Below are 14,578 nucleotides of genomic sequence, written 5' to 3'. Positions count from 1 at the left end.
TTGACTGTTTGCCCTTGGAGTATCTGCGTGCTTTGACTGAAGGCGTCAAAGACCGTGTCGTTGAGTGCGGCTCTGCCGATAGGAAGGTTAGGTCTGTAGGAAAGCTCACCAAAAACCGATGCGTCCGCAACGGAGGTGTTGAAGCTGAGGCCGAACATGCGGATGTTCTCGGGGAACTCCCGCCGCGCCGTGGTCAGGTTGCCCAGTTCCACAACTGACGCGCCGTTGATCAATCCCAACGCCTGGGCGGCGACTGGAGAGGTGGTCGCCGCGCTGACCAATGAGGGGTAGGAACTAACAGCGCCACGGGTGGCCAGGGAGGCCAAGCTATCTAGGCTCAGATGGGTACTGTTGATAGAGGAGGCGATAGTGGGATCTTTGGCGTGGTAGTTCACAAAGTAAAAGCCGAACTCCGTCGCGTTGAGGGCTTCTGCAAGATAACGAAATGAAACCCCGAACTGTCCATCGTCTTTGGCATTGATATCACGGCCAACGGAGGCAACCTTGAAATTTCCGTTGCTGTCTAGATATTCTGTTCCTTGCAGGCCACCTACCCCCAACGCTGAAAGCTGTCGGTAGGTATTGAGAAATGCGGGGTTCGCCAGGCTCGCGTTATTGGCGTATGCGGTGTGACTCCCGGGTACAAACAGGTCGGATTCTGAGAACAGTGTGCCAGCGGGATCATAAGACGATTCTTTCCAGTTCCACTGGTAAAAGGCTTCCGTACTTAGATTTTCGGTCAGATTTACAGTGAACGATAGCGCCTCCAACGGCACCAGAACCTCCTTGACTTCGGCGCCTGGCAGTCTGAGTTTTGCAACGTCAACAGGGTTGGTCGTGTTTATCCCGCCCCTGTAGAACAACCCTTCGCCCCAGTTGAATACTTGACGACCAAGGCGCGACGAAACGGCGTGCCCCCCCACGTCCCAGTTGCCATATACATAGGCATCCAGGATTTGCGCATCACTGCCAGCCTTATCCCGTGCCGCTTTTGTAAAGCTGGAATTCTTGGGGTAGTTCTGGCTCGGCTGAGCGGGCGTATTGTTATCCTCATAGTCGTTGCGTTTATCCATGATCTGCGTGTCATAGAAAGCCGTGCCACGAACGAAAGCACCATAGTTTTTGTACTTCAGGTCCACATCGGAAGTTAGTTTATAAACTTCGGATGCGAGCCCGGTATTGAAGTTTCTGTTCCCATCATTTTGGTTGAAGGCATCATTATGATGAGCTTGCCCCTGTACCCGCCAGATGCGTCCATATGAAACAGTGGTGTCGAGGCGAAATGTGAAATCACTATCAGGCGGCGAGAGGTCCATGCCGAATACCGGGGTGGAGCCCAAGCAGGGCACGCCCAGCAGGACGGTAGCGTTGACTGCCATTGCCAGCGCATTTCTATGTGAAGCACGTCTAGGTTCGATGCCCGAGGGAGTTTTCATATAGCACCATTGTTATTTTTGATTGAATAGCGCCTAGCTCATCGAGTGGTTATTGCACGCTTGAAGTGCGTACCATTCGGTACATCAATGCTATACACATCCTCCCTGTTTCGTCAAATATTTTATATCCTATTGATTTGCAAGTGTTTTTTATTGGGTTGCACGGGCTGCGTAGGCGGGTGTTCTGGTTGAGAGTTCTGATATACTCAGCGCCACGTATTGGCGCTCGGCATCCTGCTTAAGGCGCTGAACGAGGGCATATTGAATAACGCAGGGCAGGAGTCCGGGACGGCCATGATTAAACGCCCACCCATAGATGTGCTAAAGAAGATAATGGAAGATGCCTTGGCAAATGGCTTCGCGTTCCGTTCACTGCGCGCCATCGCAGAAACAAGCGGAGTCAGCCATCGCATGCTGATCTATCATTTCGGCAGCCAGGAAGGCCTCTGGTCCGCCGTTATAAATCACGTGCGGCAGTCCGAGAGACTTTTTTTCGATGAAAAAACTGCAGAGGTCAATACACCCGAGGATCTCAGGCGGTTTTTCGCATCGATATGGCAACGGTATACGTCACCCGAATTTTTACCGTTTTACCAACTGCATTTCGAGATATACAGCTATGCCCTGCGTCATAAAGAAGACTGCGCTGATTTTCTGCAGGGTGTAGTCACGCCCTGGGCAGCAGCTGTCGCCGCTCTTTTCGAGAAGGTCGGCTTTCCCGCTAGCGTCGCAACTGTAAGAGCACGTCTGGTGCTGGCGGCCACCAGGGGATATCACCTTGACTTGATCACCACAGGCGACAGTGACTTAGTTGAATGTTCAGCTCTGGAAATGCTGGACTTAATCTGTAAGCCGCCTGCTGTTTAACTGCTTATTATCCCTACCGTTGAGGCAGTGGCGTAATGTGCGCATTTGGCCAACTCAGTCATCTACGCACCTGCACTGCTAGGTCAATACTGGCTGTCACCGTCCGGTAGGGGTTGCAACGCCGGGTTGCCCCCTGAGCAGACAACCAAGCAAGACGCACCCGCCTGTGAGAGGATGTCCGCCTTCTTAGCCATAAGCCCCGACAGGACCCCGAACACTAGCCTGATGAAGACGCCAAAACGAATCGAACCGCTGATTGAAGACGGACTGGTCGACGAAGTGCTGCGACCCTTGATGAGCGGCAAGGAAGCAGCCGTCTACGTGGTGCGTTGCGGCGCCCAGGTACGCTGCGCCAAGGTCTACAAAGAGGCCAACAAGCGCAGTTTCCGCCAGGCCGCCGAGTACCAGGAGGGCCGCAAGGTCCGCAACAGCCGTCAGGCCCGGGCCATGGCCAAGGGCAGCAAGTACGGGCGCAAAGAAGCCGAGGATGCCTGGCAGAACGCCGAAGTGGCGGCGTTGTTCCGCCTGGCCGGTGCCGGCGTGCGGGTGCCCAAGCCGTACGACTTCCAGGACGGCGTGCTGCTGATGGAACTGGTCACCGACGCCGATGGTGATGCTGCACCGCGGCTTAACGATGTGCACCTGGAGGCGCAAGAGGCACGTGAATACCACGCGTTCGTCATCCGCCAGATTGTGCTGATGCTCTGTGCCGGGCTGGTGCATGGCGACCTGTCCGAGTTCAACGTGCTGCTGGGCCCCGACGGCCCGGTCATCATCGACCTGCCGCAGGCAGTGGATGCGGCGGGTAACAACCATGCCTACAGCATGCTGCAGCGTGATGTGGCGAACATGGCGCACTACTTCGGGCGCTTCGCCCCGGAGTTGAAAGACACCCGCTACGCCCAGGAAATGTGGGCGCTGTACGAAGCCGGGGAGCTGCGGCCGGACAGCCCACTGAGTGGCGAGTTCGAGGATGATGAGCATGTCGCGGACGTGGGCGGGGTGATGCGTGAGATCGACGCCGCCCGCCTGGACGATGCCCGTCGCCGTGCCGCGCGGGCTGAAGCGGAGCATGGGCCAACCAAGACCGAAGAGCCTCCACCCCCTTGGCTGCAGTGATTGCGGGCCGCTGCTGGCGGTCAGTCAGTCCGCTGACGGCCCGAAGTCGTTGCGCTGGTAGAAGCGCTCCAGCTCCTGCGCGGTCGGTTCTTCGCCGGTAAACACCCGCAGATACTCGGGGATGAAGCGCATGCGCTGGGCCAGCGGCTCATCGGTTTTCATGCTGATGTAGCCAATCTGGGTCAGGTAGATCGAACGGGCGCGGGTCGTTGCGGCGTCGTCGCTGAAGCCGAAACGGTCGAACATCTGCTTCAGCGCGTCGATGCGCAGGCTGTCGGCGTGCTTGATTTCCTCGGCCACCTGCTGCGACTGCAGCGCCCAGCTGCGCATGGCGAACTCGCACTGCGAATCGAACAATGCATCGTTCAGCCAGCAATCGAACACATTGAGAATTGCTTCGGTAATGGTGGCCGCATACGCCTGTGACTGGTTCACCAGGTTACGCGTGTTCTTGTGCTTCCATTGCTCGATCAACGCCAAGAGCAACGCTTCGCGGTCTTCGAAATACCAGTAGAAACTGGTGCGGGCGAGGTTGAGCTTCTTGGCCAGGGGCATCACCCGCACCGCATCCACCCCCGATTCCTTGAGGGTTTCGAACGCTGCGTTGAGCCAGCTCTCGATCGAGCCGCGGGCGGCGTTTTCCGGGGTGTTCGAGGTCATGTTCATGGCCGCATTGTTCCGTATCCACGGGGGGCTGGCAAGCGCCATGTACACCACTGTCTATTTTATTGACACTGGTGTACATGGGGGCTAATGTCGATTTTGCCTGATGACCTGAACGCGAGAACGACCATGTCCAATGATCCGTTGCTTCAGCCGTATGCACTCAAGCACCTCACCTTGCGCAACCGCATCATCACCACCTCCCACGAGCCCGCTTACGCCGAAGACGGCATGCCCAAGCACCTGTACCGTGCCTATCACGTGGAACGGGCCAAGGCAGGTGTTGCCCTGACCATGACGGCAGGGTCGGCCGCCATCTCGCGTGACAGCCCACCGGCGTTCAACAACGTGTTGGCCTACAAGGACGAAGTGGTCGGCTGGATGAAGGACCTGACCGACGCATGCCACGAGCACGGCGCGGCGGTGATGATTCAGCTCACCCACCTGGGGCGACGCACGCGGTGGGACAAGGGGGACTGGTTGCCCGTCGTGTCGCCGTCGCACAACCAGGAACCGGCGCACCGGGCCTTCCCCAAACGCCTGGAAATCTGGGACATCGAACGCATCATCAAGGACTACGCCGATGCCGCCGAGCGCATGCAGGCCGCCGGGCTCGACGGTATCGAGCTGGAGGCTTACGGGCACCTGATGGACCAGTTCTGGTCGCCACTGACCAACGAACTGCAGGACATCTACGGTGGCTCCCTGGAAAACCGTCTGCGTTTCACCTTCGAAGTGCTTGCGGCCATCCGCCAGCGGGTCGGTGACCGGTTCATCGTCGGCATCCGCTACACCGGCGACGAAGCGCTGGCCGGCGGCCTGACCCGGGAGGAGGGGATGCAGATTTCGCAACGGCTGAAGCACAGCGGCATGATCGACTTCCTCAACGTGATCCGCGGCAACATCGCCACTGACGCCGGGCTTACCGATATCATCCCGGTCCAGGGCATGCGCAATGCACCGCACCTGGACTTTGCCGGGGAGATCCGTGCGCTGACGGGCTTCCCGACCTTCCATGCGGCAAAGATCCCGGACGTCGCCACTGCTCGCCATGCCATTGCCGCCGGCCTGGTGGACATGGTCGGCATGACCCGCGCGCACATGACCGACCCGCACATCGTGCGCAAGATCATCGAAGGCCGCGAAGACGACATCCGCCCTTGCGTCGGCGCCAACTACTGCCTGGACCGCATCTACAACGGCGGTGCTGCCTACTGCATCCACAATGCGGCCACTGGCCGTGAAACGACCATGCCGCACCTGATACCCAAGGCGGCGCAGCGGCGCAAGGTGGTCATCATCGGTGCCGGCCCTGCGGGCCTCGAGGCGGCGCGGGTGGCGGGCGAGCGGGGCCATGAAGTGGTGGTCTACGAGGTGGCCGACAAGGCCGGTGGGCAAATCCGCCTGACCGCGCAATCGCCACGGCGCAAGGAAATGATCAGCATCGTCGACTGGCGCCTGGCCCAGTGTGAACGGCTGGGGGTGACCTTCCACTACAACGTCTGGGCCGACCGCCAGATCATCCTTGACCAGGCCCCTGATGTGGTCATTGTCGCCACCGGCGGCCTACCGCACATCGACGTGCTGGAGCAAGGCAACGAGCTGGTGGTGTCGAGCTGGGACATCATCGCTGGCGACGTCAAGCCTGGGCGCAATGTGCTGGTGTACGACGATGCCGGTGATCATGCCGCGCTGCAGGCTGCAGAGTTCATCGCGCAAAGTGGGGCACGCACCGAAATCATGACCCCCGACCGGGCGTTCTCGCCCGAGGTCATGGGCATGAACCTGGTGCCTTACATGCGGGCACTGCAACAGCTGGACACAACGTTTACCGTGACCTGGCGGCTGAAGGCCGTGGCCCGGACTGATGGCGGTTTGCTGGCGACCATCGGCACCGACTACAGCGAGCTGCGCCAGACCCGCCTGTTCGATCAGGTGGTGGTCAACCACGGCACCCGGCCACTGGACGAGCTGTATTTTCAACTGGTCCCGCTGTCGAGCAATGAAGGCGCGGTGCAGTACCTGGACCTGATTGCCGGCCGCCCGCAGGCTGTCACGCGCCGCGACGAGGGGCGCTTCCAGTTGTTTCGCATTGGCGACGCGGTAGCCTCACGCAACACCCATGCCGCCATTTATGACGCGTTGCGTCTGGTGAAAGACCTCTGAACCTCTTCGGCGCTGGAAGGCTGATCGCACGGGGGAGGGGCATCCTCCTCCCTTCAGTCGAGGCTGGCTTGTAGCGCCTCGATGAACACCGCTTCCGCCCGGCTCAGGCGCTGTTCCCTGTTCCACAGCAGGTGGATGTCCACATCGGCGATTCCCTCCTGGGGCGGTAGCTTCCACAGCAGCCCCGCTGCCACATCGGCCGCCACCACGTGCTCTGGCAGGCAACCGATGCCAAAGCCGGCAATCACCAGGCGGCGCACCTCTTCAAGGCTTGGCGAAGACGCCACGATCCGCCCGGAAAACCCCTGCTGGTCACGGAAGATGGTCAGCGGTGAAAGCATGCCGCCAATCTGGTCACTGGTAAAACTGACGAAATTCTCCCGCTGCAGGTCGCCTTCCGCCTGGCCGAACAGGGCGTGGTGCTTGCCGCAGAAAAACGCATAGCGCTGGCGCAGGAACAACCGCTGCTCCAGGCGCGGCTGCGCACGACGGTTGAGGCTCAGCCCTGCGGTGGCAGTTTTTTCCTGCAAGGCAGCGACGATATCCGAGCTGCGCATCACATCGATTTCCACGTCCACCCGCGGGTGCTGGCGGTGGAAATCGGCAAGAAAGGCATCGAAACGTTCGCTGACGATCCGGCTGATCATCAGTAGCCGGACCTTGCCCACCAACGCGTCCCCGGGCTGTTCCAGCAGGCCGCCGATCTGCGACATCTGCCCGTACACCTCTCCCGCCAGTTGGAACAGTTGCTCGCCCATGTCGGTGAGTACGAAGCGTGGCCCGCGGCGGGCGATCAACTGGCGGCCAAGCTGTTCCTCGAGGCGCTTGAGTGCCTGGCTCACCGCCGGCTGGGTCAGGTGCAGGCGCGCTGCCGCGCGGCTGATGGACAGCTCCTGGCCGATGATGCGAAAGGTGCGCAGCAGGTTCCAGTCGAGGCGATCGTTGAGCAGGCGGTCGGACATGTCAGGGCTCTATGATAAGCATGGCTAATAGTGCAAATAATAAATAGAAAATTGACTAATCATAGCCCTGGGACGATAAATCGCACTCAAGCGCCAGCAGAGCGCCACCGTGACCTATCAACTCCTGCCAGAAAAACAAGCAAAGGAGCCCCCCATGAAGCCCACCGCTTCGCCCCAGCCGCGCCGTGCCGCCGCGGCCGCGTTCATTGGCACCATGATCGAGTGGTACGACTTCTACATCTACGCCACCGCCGCCGCGCTGGTGTTCGGTGCGTTGTTCTTCCCTTCCGACAACAGCCTGTTCAGCACCATGGCCGCGTTCGGCACCTTCGCCGTGGGCTTCTTCGCCCGGCCGCTGGGTGGCATCGTCTTCGGCCATGTGGGTGACCGTATCGGCCGCAAGAAATCGCTGGTCATCACCCTGCTGATGATGGGCATCGTCACCGTGTGCATCGGCCTGCTGCCGACCTATGCGCAAATCGGAGCCACCGCGCCGGTGCTGCTGATCATCCTGCGGGTGATCCAGGGCATCGCCGTGGGGGGCGAATGGGGTGGGGCAGTGCTGATGGCCGGCGAGCATGCGCCCAAAGGCCGACGCAATTTCTTCGCCTCGTTCGCCCAGCTGGGCAGCCCGGCCGGGTTGATCCTTTCGCTGCTGGCGTTCGGCGCTGTCACCCGCCTGCCCGAGGAAGACCTGATGAACTGGGGTTGGCGCGTGCCGTTCCTGGCCAGCGCCTTGTTGCTGCTGGTGGGCCTGGCGATCCGCCTGGGGGTCAATGAGTCGCCTGAATTCATTGCCAGCCGTGAGCAGGCCGCGAAGGCCAAGCACAAGGAGCAGGCCCCGGTACTGGAAGTACTGCGTACCGCCTGGCGCCCGCTGCTGCTGTGCATCGGTGCCAATACCTTGGGCATCGCCGGGGTCTATTTCACCAATACCTTCATGATCAGCTACACCACCCAGCAACTGCATCTGGAGCGTTCGCTGATCCTTGAATGCCTGTTCTTCGTGGCGATCATCCAGTTCTGCGTTCAGCCGATGGCTGCGTGGTTGTCGGAAAAGATCGGTGCCACGCGTTTCTTGGCCCTGGTTGCAGTGTTGGCCATGGCCTCGCCCTACCCGATGTTCGTGCTGGTCAGCTCAGGCCAAGGCCCGCTGATCGTGCTCGGCATCGCACTGGCAGCGGCCTGCATGGCGTCGTTCTACGCCGTGATTGCCGGTTACGTCAGCGGGATGTTCGAAACCCGCGTGCGCTACACCGCCATTTCCCTGGCCTACCAGGTGTGCGGCGCCATCGCCGGTGGCCTGACGCCACTGATCGGGACATGGCTGGCCCATACCTTCACCGGTCAGTGGTGGCCGATGGCGGTGTTCTACACCGTGATCGCCACCCTTTCGCTGGTTTGCGTGCTTGCCCTGGCGCGCCAGTACGCCCTTAGCCAGCGCCTTGAGCTGGCCTGATTCAACCGCTTTGTTTTTGGAGTACCCGCACATGTTGAAGAGCAATGGCGAACGCCTGTGGGCGAGCCTGATGGCCATGGCTGAGGTCGGTGCCACCGCCCGCGGCGGCAGCTGCCGGCTGGCCCTGAGCGACGAGGACAAGGCCGGCCGCGAACTGTTCAGCCACTGGTGCCGCGAGGCGGGGCTGAGCCTGACGGTGGATGCCATCGGCAACCTGTTCGCCCGCCGCCTGGGCTCGGACCCGGATGCCGCCCCGGTGATGATGGGCAGCCACCTCGATACCCAACCTGAAGGCGGCCGCTTCGATGGCGTCTACGGCGTGTTGGCAGGCCTGGAGGTGGTACGTCGCCTCAATGACCTGAACATCCAGACCCGCAAACCGCTGGAAATTGCAGTGTGGACCAACGAGGAGGGCGCACGCTTCACCCCGGCCATGTTCGGCTCGGCGGTGTTCACCGGCACCCTGGCCCTTGAGCAGGCGCTGGCCATCCGCGATGCCGATGGCATCAGCGTGGCCGATGAGCTGCAGCGCACCGGTTACGCAGGGCAACGCCCACTGGGCGGTAAGGTCGATGCCTACTTCGAGGCGCATATCGAGCAAGGCCCCATCCTTGAAGACAACGCCAAATGCATTGGCGTGGTCAGTGGCGGCCAGGCCATACGCTGGCTCGACGTAACGGTCGAAGGCATGGCCGCCCACGCCGGCACCACGCCGATGCCGCTGCGCAAGGACGCCCTGTATGGCGCCGCAAGGATGATCCAGGCGGTGGAGCAACTGGCTGCCGATTTCGCCCCCGAAGGCCTGACCACGGTGGGTGAACTGTCGATTGCCAAATCCTCGCGCAACACCATCCCAGGCGTGCTGCGCTTCACCGTCGACCTGCGTCATCACCGTGATGACGCCATCGAGGCGATGGAACGTGAGCTTGGGCTCACGCTGCAGGCCATCGCTGCGCAACGGGGCTTGCAGGTACGCATCGTGCGCCATTGGGTCAGCCCGGCGACCCCGTTCGACGCCGACTGCGTGGCTGCCGTGCAGCAGGCGGTCGATGGCCTGGGCTATACCCAGCAGTCGATCGTCAGTGGCGCCGGCCACGACGCCATTCTGTTGGCCCGTTACTGCCCCACGGCCATGGTCTTCATCCCCTGTGTCGGTGGCCTGAGCCACAACGAGGCGGAAGACGTGCTGCCCGAGGATGCCCGCCAGGGTGCTGACGTGCTGCTTAACGCCGTGCTGGCCCGTGCTGGCCGTGTAGAACAAGGAGAAGCCTGATGCGTTGCTACTTTCACCCTGAACAGTTGCTGCACCACCCACGCAGCTACTACTCGCGCGGCGCCATGCGCACCCCCCAGGAAGTCCCCGAGCGCGCCCAGCGCCTGCTGCAGGCGGCCAAGGGGCTAGGCTTCGACATGCGCCAACCCGAGGATGCCGGCCTGGATCCGCTCAAGGCGGTACATGGCGAGGCCTACCTGGCATTCCTCGAAGAAGCCCATGCACGCTGGAAGGAGGTGCCCGAGGACTGGGGCGACGAGGTCATGTCGAACATCTTCGTGCGCGAGCCCAACGCCCTGCGCGGCATCCTCGCCCAGGCCGGGCGCTATCTGGCCGATGGCAGCTGCCCGGTAGGCGAACACACCTGGCACTCGGCCTACTGGTCGGCGCAGAGCGCTGTGGCAGCGGCCAAGGCAATCCTCGATGGCGAGCCCGCCGCCTATGCCCTGTGCCGCCCACCGGGGCACCATGCGCGCTTCGATGCCGCCGGTGGCTTCTGCTACATCAACAACGCCGCTGTCGCCGCCCAGGTTCTGCGCAGCCGCTACAGCCGCGTGGCGATCCTCGACACCGACATGCACCATGGGCAGGGCATTCAGGAGATCTTCTACGAGCGCAACGATGTGCTGTACGTGTCGACCCATGGCGACCCGACCAACTTCTACCCAGCCGTTGCAGGCTTCGCGGATGAGCGCGGCAGCGGCGCGGGGATGGGCTATAACCTCAACCTGCCGATGGCCCATGGCGCTAGCGAGGCGGAGTTCATGGCCCAGCTGGAGGTCGCACTGGCTGCAGTGAAGGACTTTGCTGCCCAGGTGCTGGTGTTGTCGCTGGGGTTCGACATCTACACGCTGGACCCACAGAGCAAGGTGGCGGTGACCACCGAAGGGTTCGCGGCGTTGGGTGAGCGGATTCGGGCGTTGCGGTTGCCGTGCGTGATCGTGCAGGAGGGTGGGTACCACCTGCAGAGCCTGGAAGCGAATGCGCAAGCGTTCTTCGCCGATAAGGCGGACTGGCGGTAGGGGGCAGGGGCCGATAATGGCGTTGTCGCTGCCGGCCCTTTCGCGGGCGTGCCCCGCGAAAGGGCCGGAACAGACGAGGCGCTCAGCGCCCCGCAGCTGTTGGTGCTGTTACGCCCACCACTGGGCGCCGCCTTTGGGCCAGCTGATGCCAGGGTATTCAAGGCGCACGAACGGATCATTCGCCCACTCCATGCCCATTTCCCAGAACACGCCGCCCGAGACGTTGTCGAGGTCTGTGTCGCTCAGCACTTGAAGGGTATCGGTGTTGGTTGTGTCCTGAGGTGTTGGTGTCTTGAACATGCTTGTCTCCTGATTTGTCCATGCAATGCGCGCCTGCGCAGCGCAGGGACAATCTAGGGGCCTACGCCCTACGGCCTCAATAGTACGGGTGTCCTAGGTCAACCGTGTGGTGCCTACAGGCTGGCACGCCGTACATGCTTCACCAGCACTTTCTCCAGCAGCTCCCACATCGCCGGGTCGGTACTGAACGCCACATTGAACCGCATCCACCCGGTCGGCTTGGCATCGACCATGAACAACTGCCCAGGCCCAAGCATGATGCCTTTCTCCAGTGCATCATCCAGCAGCGCCGCGCTGTCGGGAATCGCCGGGTGGCGGGTCCAGATGTACATGCCTTCGTCCGACTCGATGAACAGCTCGAAACCCAGCCGGTGCAGGTGGCGGCCGACTTCCTGGTGCGCCTCCGCCAGGCGCTGGCGCAGGCGCTTGAGGTGCTTGCGCCAGCGGCCGTCGATGATCGCGGCGTACACCACGCGCTCCATTACCTGCGAGGTGGTCAGGCCCGAGCGCATCTTCAGGTGCAACAGCTGTTGCGAAAGCTCCGGGTTAGCCAGCAGGTAGCCGACCCGTACGTTGGGCGAGATGCTCTTGGAGTAGCTGCCCACGTACACCACTTGCTGCAGGTGATCGAGGCTGGCCAGGCACGGTTGTGGCTCGGCGACCATGTCGGCGTACAGGTTATTTTCCACCAGGCGCAAGCTGTGCTGGCTGGCCAGTTGCAGCAGCCGGTGCAGTTGGGGCAGGGGCGTGCGCGAGCAGGTCGGGCTGTGCAGGTGTGGCTGGGTGAAAAAGGCCGTAGGGCGGTGATGCGCCAGCAGGTGTTCCAGGTGGTTGAGGTCATAGCCCGTTGGTGTGCGCGGCACACCGATGAGGGTGGCGCCCTGGGTGCGCAGGATGCTCATCAGGTTGGGGTAGCCGGGGTCGTCCACCAGCACCACGTCACCGGGCCGCACCAGGGTGCGCACGGCAAGGTCCAAGGCCTGGCTGGCGCCGTGGGTCAGCATCAGTTGCGCCGGGTTGGCCACGATCGACAATTCCTGCTGCAGGTTCTGCGCGGTCAGTGCACGCAGCTCCGGCAGGCCCATGGGGTCGCCATAGCCCGACAGCTCCAGCGGGCTGCCGGCCACCTGGCGCAGGCCGCGACGCAGCCCGTCTTCGTACATCCAGTCGTTAGGCAGCCAGCCACACCCCGGTTTGAACGGCAGTTGGCGGGTTTCGAAGATCTGCTGCAGGTACCATTCGGAGTTGAACGATGGTCGACTGGCGTCAGCTTCGCTGCTGTGGTTGTCCAGCAACTCGGCCACCGCGCGATTGACGAAGAACCCGGCATTGCCCTTGCTCACCAACAGGCCTTGGGCCACCAGCCGGTCGTACGCTTCCACCACGGTGAAGGTACTGACCGAATAGGTGGCGGCAAAGGCGCGAATTGAAGGGACTTTGGCGCCTGGCTTGAGGGTCTGGTTGTCGATCAGCTCGCGCAGCCCGTCGATGATCTGGTTGACCAACGGCGTCGAGGAGTCTGGGTGTAATTCGAGCATTCGGGTGCCTTGAGGGGTGCGTAACGCTAGGCGCCGGCAAGGTGTATTGCATTGGCGGCCTGTACAGTGCAGTGCGAGATTCATGCCACTGTGCATGGCTCTCTGTGGCGGACATTTTTACATTAGGTGTCAGATATCGCCACATAAAGCATGTTCAGTTCGCCCCTGGGGCAAACCCTGGGGCGCGTCAGCAGGCCGCCACGGAAGGCCTGCGTGTGTATTTGCACACCTCCTGCCCGCATTAGCACTGATGTACAGGTGAGCCGATGACCATCGCGGACTCACAGTTTTCCTTGGATAAAAAGAAGCACGGGGTACACAACTGATGGACGCAACATCCACAACCACCACCGCGAAAAGCGGGCACGAGAGCAAACTCAGTGCCTCGCTCAAGTCGCGCCACCTGACGATGATGTCGATCGCCGGGGTTATCGGCGGCGCCTTGTTCGTCGGTTCCGGCAGCGTGATCCACAGCGCCGGCCCGGCCGCTGTCCTGGCCTACCTGGCAGGCGGCATCCTGGTGGTATTGATCATGCGCATGCTCGGTGAAATGGCGACATCCTCGCCCGACACCGGCTCGTTCTCCACTTACGCTGACCGCGCCATTGGCCGTTGGGCCGGCTTCACCATTGGCTGGCTGTACTGGTGGTACTGGGTCATCCTCATGGCCTGGGAAGCCTATGTGGCGGGCAAGATCCTGCATGGCTTCTTCCCTGATGTGAGCGTCAACGTGTTCGTGCTGGCCACGACCCTGTTGCTGATCACCGTGAACTTCTTCAACGTCAAGCATTACGGTGAATTCGAGTTCTGGTTCGCGCTGATCAAAGTGGTGGCGATCATCTGCTTCCTGGTGGTGTGTACCGCCGCGGTGATGAACATCTGGCAGTACGGTGAAGTGCGTGGCATGACCCACCTGACCGCCGAAGGCTTCATGCCCAATGGCATCACGACGGTGATCGGTGCGTTGCTTGGGGTGATGTTCGCTTTCCTGGGCGCTGAAATCGTCACCATCGCCGCCTCTGAAGCCAAGGACCCGGCCACCCAGATCGTCAAGGCCACCAACTCGGTGGTATGGCGTGTGTGCCTGTTCTACGTCGGTTCGATCTTCCTGATCGTCTGCCTGGTACCGTGGAACGACCCGCAACTGGGCGTTTCCGGCTATGGCGCCTACCGCCGCACCCTGGAATTGCTGGGCGTACCGCACGCCGAGCTGCTGATGAACTTCGTGGTGTTGACCTCGGTGAGCAGCTGCCTGATCTCGGGCCACTACACGGCCTCGCGCATGCTGTTCTCCCTCGCCCAGCGTGGCGACGCGCCATCGTTCTTCAAGATCACCCGCGCTGGCACTGGCGTACCGGTCTACGCGATCATCGGTTCCTGCGCCGTGGCCGTGGTCTGCGCGCTGATCAACTTCAGCGAGACCCTGCGCCCGAAAGACGTACTGGAAACCCTGATGAACACCACCGGCATGATCGCCTTGCTGGTGTACCTGGTGATCGCCTTCTCGCAACTTCGCATGCGCCGCAAGCTGATCGCCGAAGGCAAGGAAGTGCGCCTTAAGATGTGGCTGTTCCCTTGGCTGACCTACCTGGTGATTGCCTTCATCATCGCCGCCCTGGTGACCATGGCCTTCATGCCTGACTACCAGATCCTGGTGATCTCCACCGGTATTGCCGCCGCCATCGTGGTGGCCATGGGTGTGGTGCATCAGATCCGCAGCGCCAGGCAGCACTAAGCGCTAGTGGTGGTTCGAAACGGCCGGCTCCCTTGGGG

Annotated in this window: 12 protein-coding genes; 7 read left to right on the top strand and 5 right to left on the bottom strand. The window is 61.6% G+C overall.

Annotated features, from left to right (window positions below):
• Positions 1 to 1,379: DUF1302 domain-containing protein (locus APH34_RS20925; protein WP_054902795.1), on the bottom strand; the 1,379-nt coding region annotated here is incomplete at its 3' end.
• Between the two features lie 351 nt (positions 1,380 to 1,730).
• Here APH34_RS20925 and APH34_RS20920 point away from each other — a divergent pair.
• Complete coding sequence (locus tag APH34_RS20920; RefSeq protein ID WP_156358102.1) at positions 1,731 to 2,303, top strand: TetR/AcrR family transcriptional regulator; 573 nt, start codon at positions 1,731 to 1,733, stop codon at positions 2,301 to 2,303.
• Between the two features lie 225 nt (positions 2,304 to 2,528).
• Positions 2,529 to 3,422 carry a PA4780 family RIO1-like protein kinase gene (locus APH34_RS20915; protein ID WP_054902793.1) on the top strand — a complete coding sequence of 298 codons (894 nt, stop codon included), beginning with the start codon at positions 2,529 to 2,531 and terminating at the stop codon, positions 3,420 to 3,422.
• Positions 3,423 to 3,446: 24 nt separating this feature from the next.
• Here APH34_RS20915 and APH34_RS20910 read toward each other — a convergent pair whose 3' ends face one another.
• Complete coding sequence (locus APH34_RS20910) at positions 3,447 to 4,088, bottom strand: TetR/AcrR family transcriptional regulator (protein ID WP_054902792.1); 642 nt, start codon at positions 4,086 to 4,088, stop codon at positions 3,447 to 3,449.
• A gap of 126 nt (positions 4,089 to 4,214) precedes the next feature.
• On the opposite strand from APH34_RS20910, the gene APH34_RS20905 reads away from it, so the two are divergent.
• Positions 4,215 to 6,251 carry an NADH:flavin oxidoreductase gene (locus APH34_RS20905; RefSeq protein ID WP_054902791.1) on the top strand — a complete coding sequence of 679 codons (2,037 nt, stop codon included), beginning with the start codon at positions 4,215 to 4,217 and terminating at the stop codon, positions 6,249 to 6,251.
• A gap of 53 nt (positions 6,252 to 6,304) precedes the next feature.
• On the opposite strand, the gene APH34_RS20900 is transcribed toward APH34_RS20905, so the two are convergent.
• The gene (locus APH34_RS20900; protein ID WP_054902790.1) at positions 6,305 to 7,213 is read right to left on the bottom strand and encodes a LysR family transcriptional regulator; all 909 of its coding nucleotides are present in this window, start codon (positions 7,211 to 7,213) and stop codon (positions 6,305 to 6,307) included.
• A gap of 154 nt (positions 7,214 to 7,367) precedes the next feature.
• On the opposite strand from APH34_RS20900, the gene APH34_RS20895 reads away from it, so the two are divergent.
• From APH34_RS20895 to APH34_RS20885, 3 genes are read left to right on the top strand one after another with little or no spacing between them, the layout of a single operon-like run.
• Positions 7,368 to 8,672, top strand: coding sequence for an MFS transporter (locus APH34_RS20895; RefSeq protein WP_054902789.1), 1,305 nt, complete (start codon positions 7,368 to 7,370; stop codon positions 8,670 to 8,672).
• A gap of 31 nt (positions 8,673 to 8,703) precedes the next feature.
• Entirely contained in the window at positions 8,704 to 9,945 is a 1,242-nt protein-coding gene (locus APH34_RS20890; protein ID WP_054902788.1) for a Zn-dependent hydrolase, read from the top strand.
• On the top strand, positions 9,945 to 10,967 hold the full coding sequence (locus APH34_RS20885) for a histone deacetylase family protein (RefSeq protein ID WP_054902787.1): 1,023 nt from the start codon (positions 9,945 to 9,947) through the stop codon (positions 10,965 to 10,967). Before APH34_RS20890 ends, APH34_RS20885 begins: the two co-directional genes overlap by 1 nt.
• A 108-nt stretch (positions 10,968 to 11,075) precedes the next feature.
• Here the strand turns inward: APH34_RS20885 and APH34_RS20880 are convergent, their stop codons facing one another.
• A complete protein-coding gene (locus tag APH34_RS20880) occupies positions 11,076 to 11,267 on the bottom strand; it encodes a hypothetical protein (RefSeq protein WP_054902786.1) in 192 nt (63 codons plus the stop codon).
• Positions 11,268 to 11,380: 113 nt separating this feature from the next.
• Positions 11,381 to 12,805 (bottom strand): PLP-dependent aminotransferase family protein, encoded by a 1,425-nt coding sequence (locus tag APH34_RS20875; RefSeq protein ID WP_054902785.1) that lies wholly within the window; start codon positions 12,803 to 12,805, stop codon positions 11,381 to 11,383.
• Between the two features lie 325 nt (positions 12,806 to 13,130).
• Here APH34_RS20875 and APH34_RS20870 point away from each other — a divergent pair, with 325 nt between their 5' ends.
• Positions 13,131 to 14,540, top strand: a complete 1,410-nt coding sequence (locus tag APH34_RS20870) for an amino acid permease (RefSeq protein ID WP_054902784.1) — start codon at positions 13,131 to 13,133, stop codon at positions 14,538 to 14,540.
• The last annotated feature ends 38 nt before the right edge of the window (positions 14,541 to 14,578 follow it).

Origin of the sequence: Pseudomonas sp. NBRC 111131, assembly GCF_001320525.1 — a bacterium.
Lineage (GTDB): Bacteria > Pseudomonadota > Gammaproteobacteria > Pseudomonadales > Pseudomonadaceae > Aquipseudomonas > Aquipseudomonas ceruminis.
The sequence above is the reverse complement of the archived record's forward strand: the minus strand, read 5'-3'. Positions and strand labels throughout refer to the sequence as shown.

Bases quoted from the DNA above. Each gene is read 5' to 3' on its own strand.
- APH34_RS20920 (WP_156358102.1), top strand. From the start codon at position 1,731: ATGATTAAACGCCCACCCATAGATGTGCTAAAGAAGATAATGGAAGAT.
- APH34_RS20915 (WP_054902793.1), top strand. From the start codon at position 2,529: ATGAAGACGCCAAAACGAATCGAACCGCTGATTGAAGACGGACTGGTC.
- APH34_RS20910 (WP_054902792.1), bottom strand. From the start codon at position 4,088: ATGAACATGACCTCGAACACCCCGGAAAACGCCGCCCGCGGCTCGATC.
- APH34_RS20905 (WP_054902791.1), top strand. From the start codon at position 4,215: ATGTCCAATGATCCGTTGCTTCAGCCGTATGCACTCAAGCACCTCACC.
- APH34_RS20900 (WP_054902790.1), bottom strand. From the start codon at position 7,213: ATGTCCGACCGCCTGCTCAACGATCGCCTCGACTGGAACCTGCTGCGC.
- APH34_RS20895 (WP_054902789.1), top strand. From the start codon at position 7,368: ATGAAGCCCACCGCTTCGCCCCAGCCGCGCCGTGCCGCCGCGGCCGCG.
- APH34_RS20890 (WP_054902788.1), top strand. From the start codon at position 8,704: ATGTTGAAGAGCAATGGCGAACGCCTGTGGGCGAGCCTGATGGCCATG.
- APH34_RS20885 (WP_054902787.1), top strand. From the start codon at position 9,945: ATGCGTTGCTACTTTCACCCTGAACAGTTGCTGCACCACCCACGCAGC.
- APH34_RS20880 (WP_054902786.1), bottom strand. From the start codon at position 11,267: ATGTTCAAGACACCAACACCTCAGGACACAACCAACACCGATACCCTT.
- APH34_RS20875 (WP_054902785.1), bottom strand. From the start codon at position 12,805: ATGCTCGAATTACACCCAGACTCCTCGACGCCGTTGGTCAACCAGATC.
- APH34_RS20870 (WP_054902784.1), top strand. From the start codon at position 13,131: ATGGACGCAACATCCACAACCACCACCGCGAAAAGCGGGCACGAGAGC.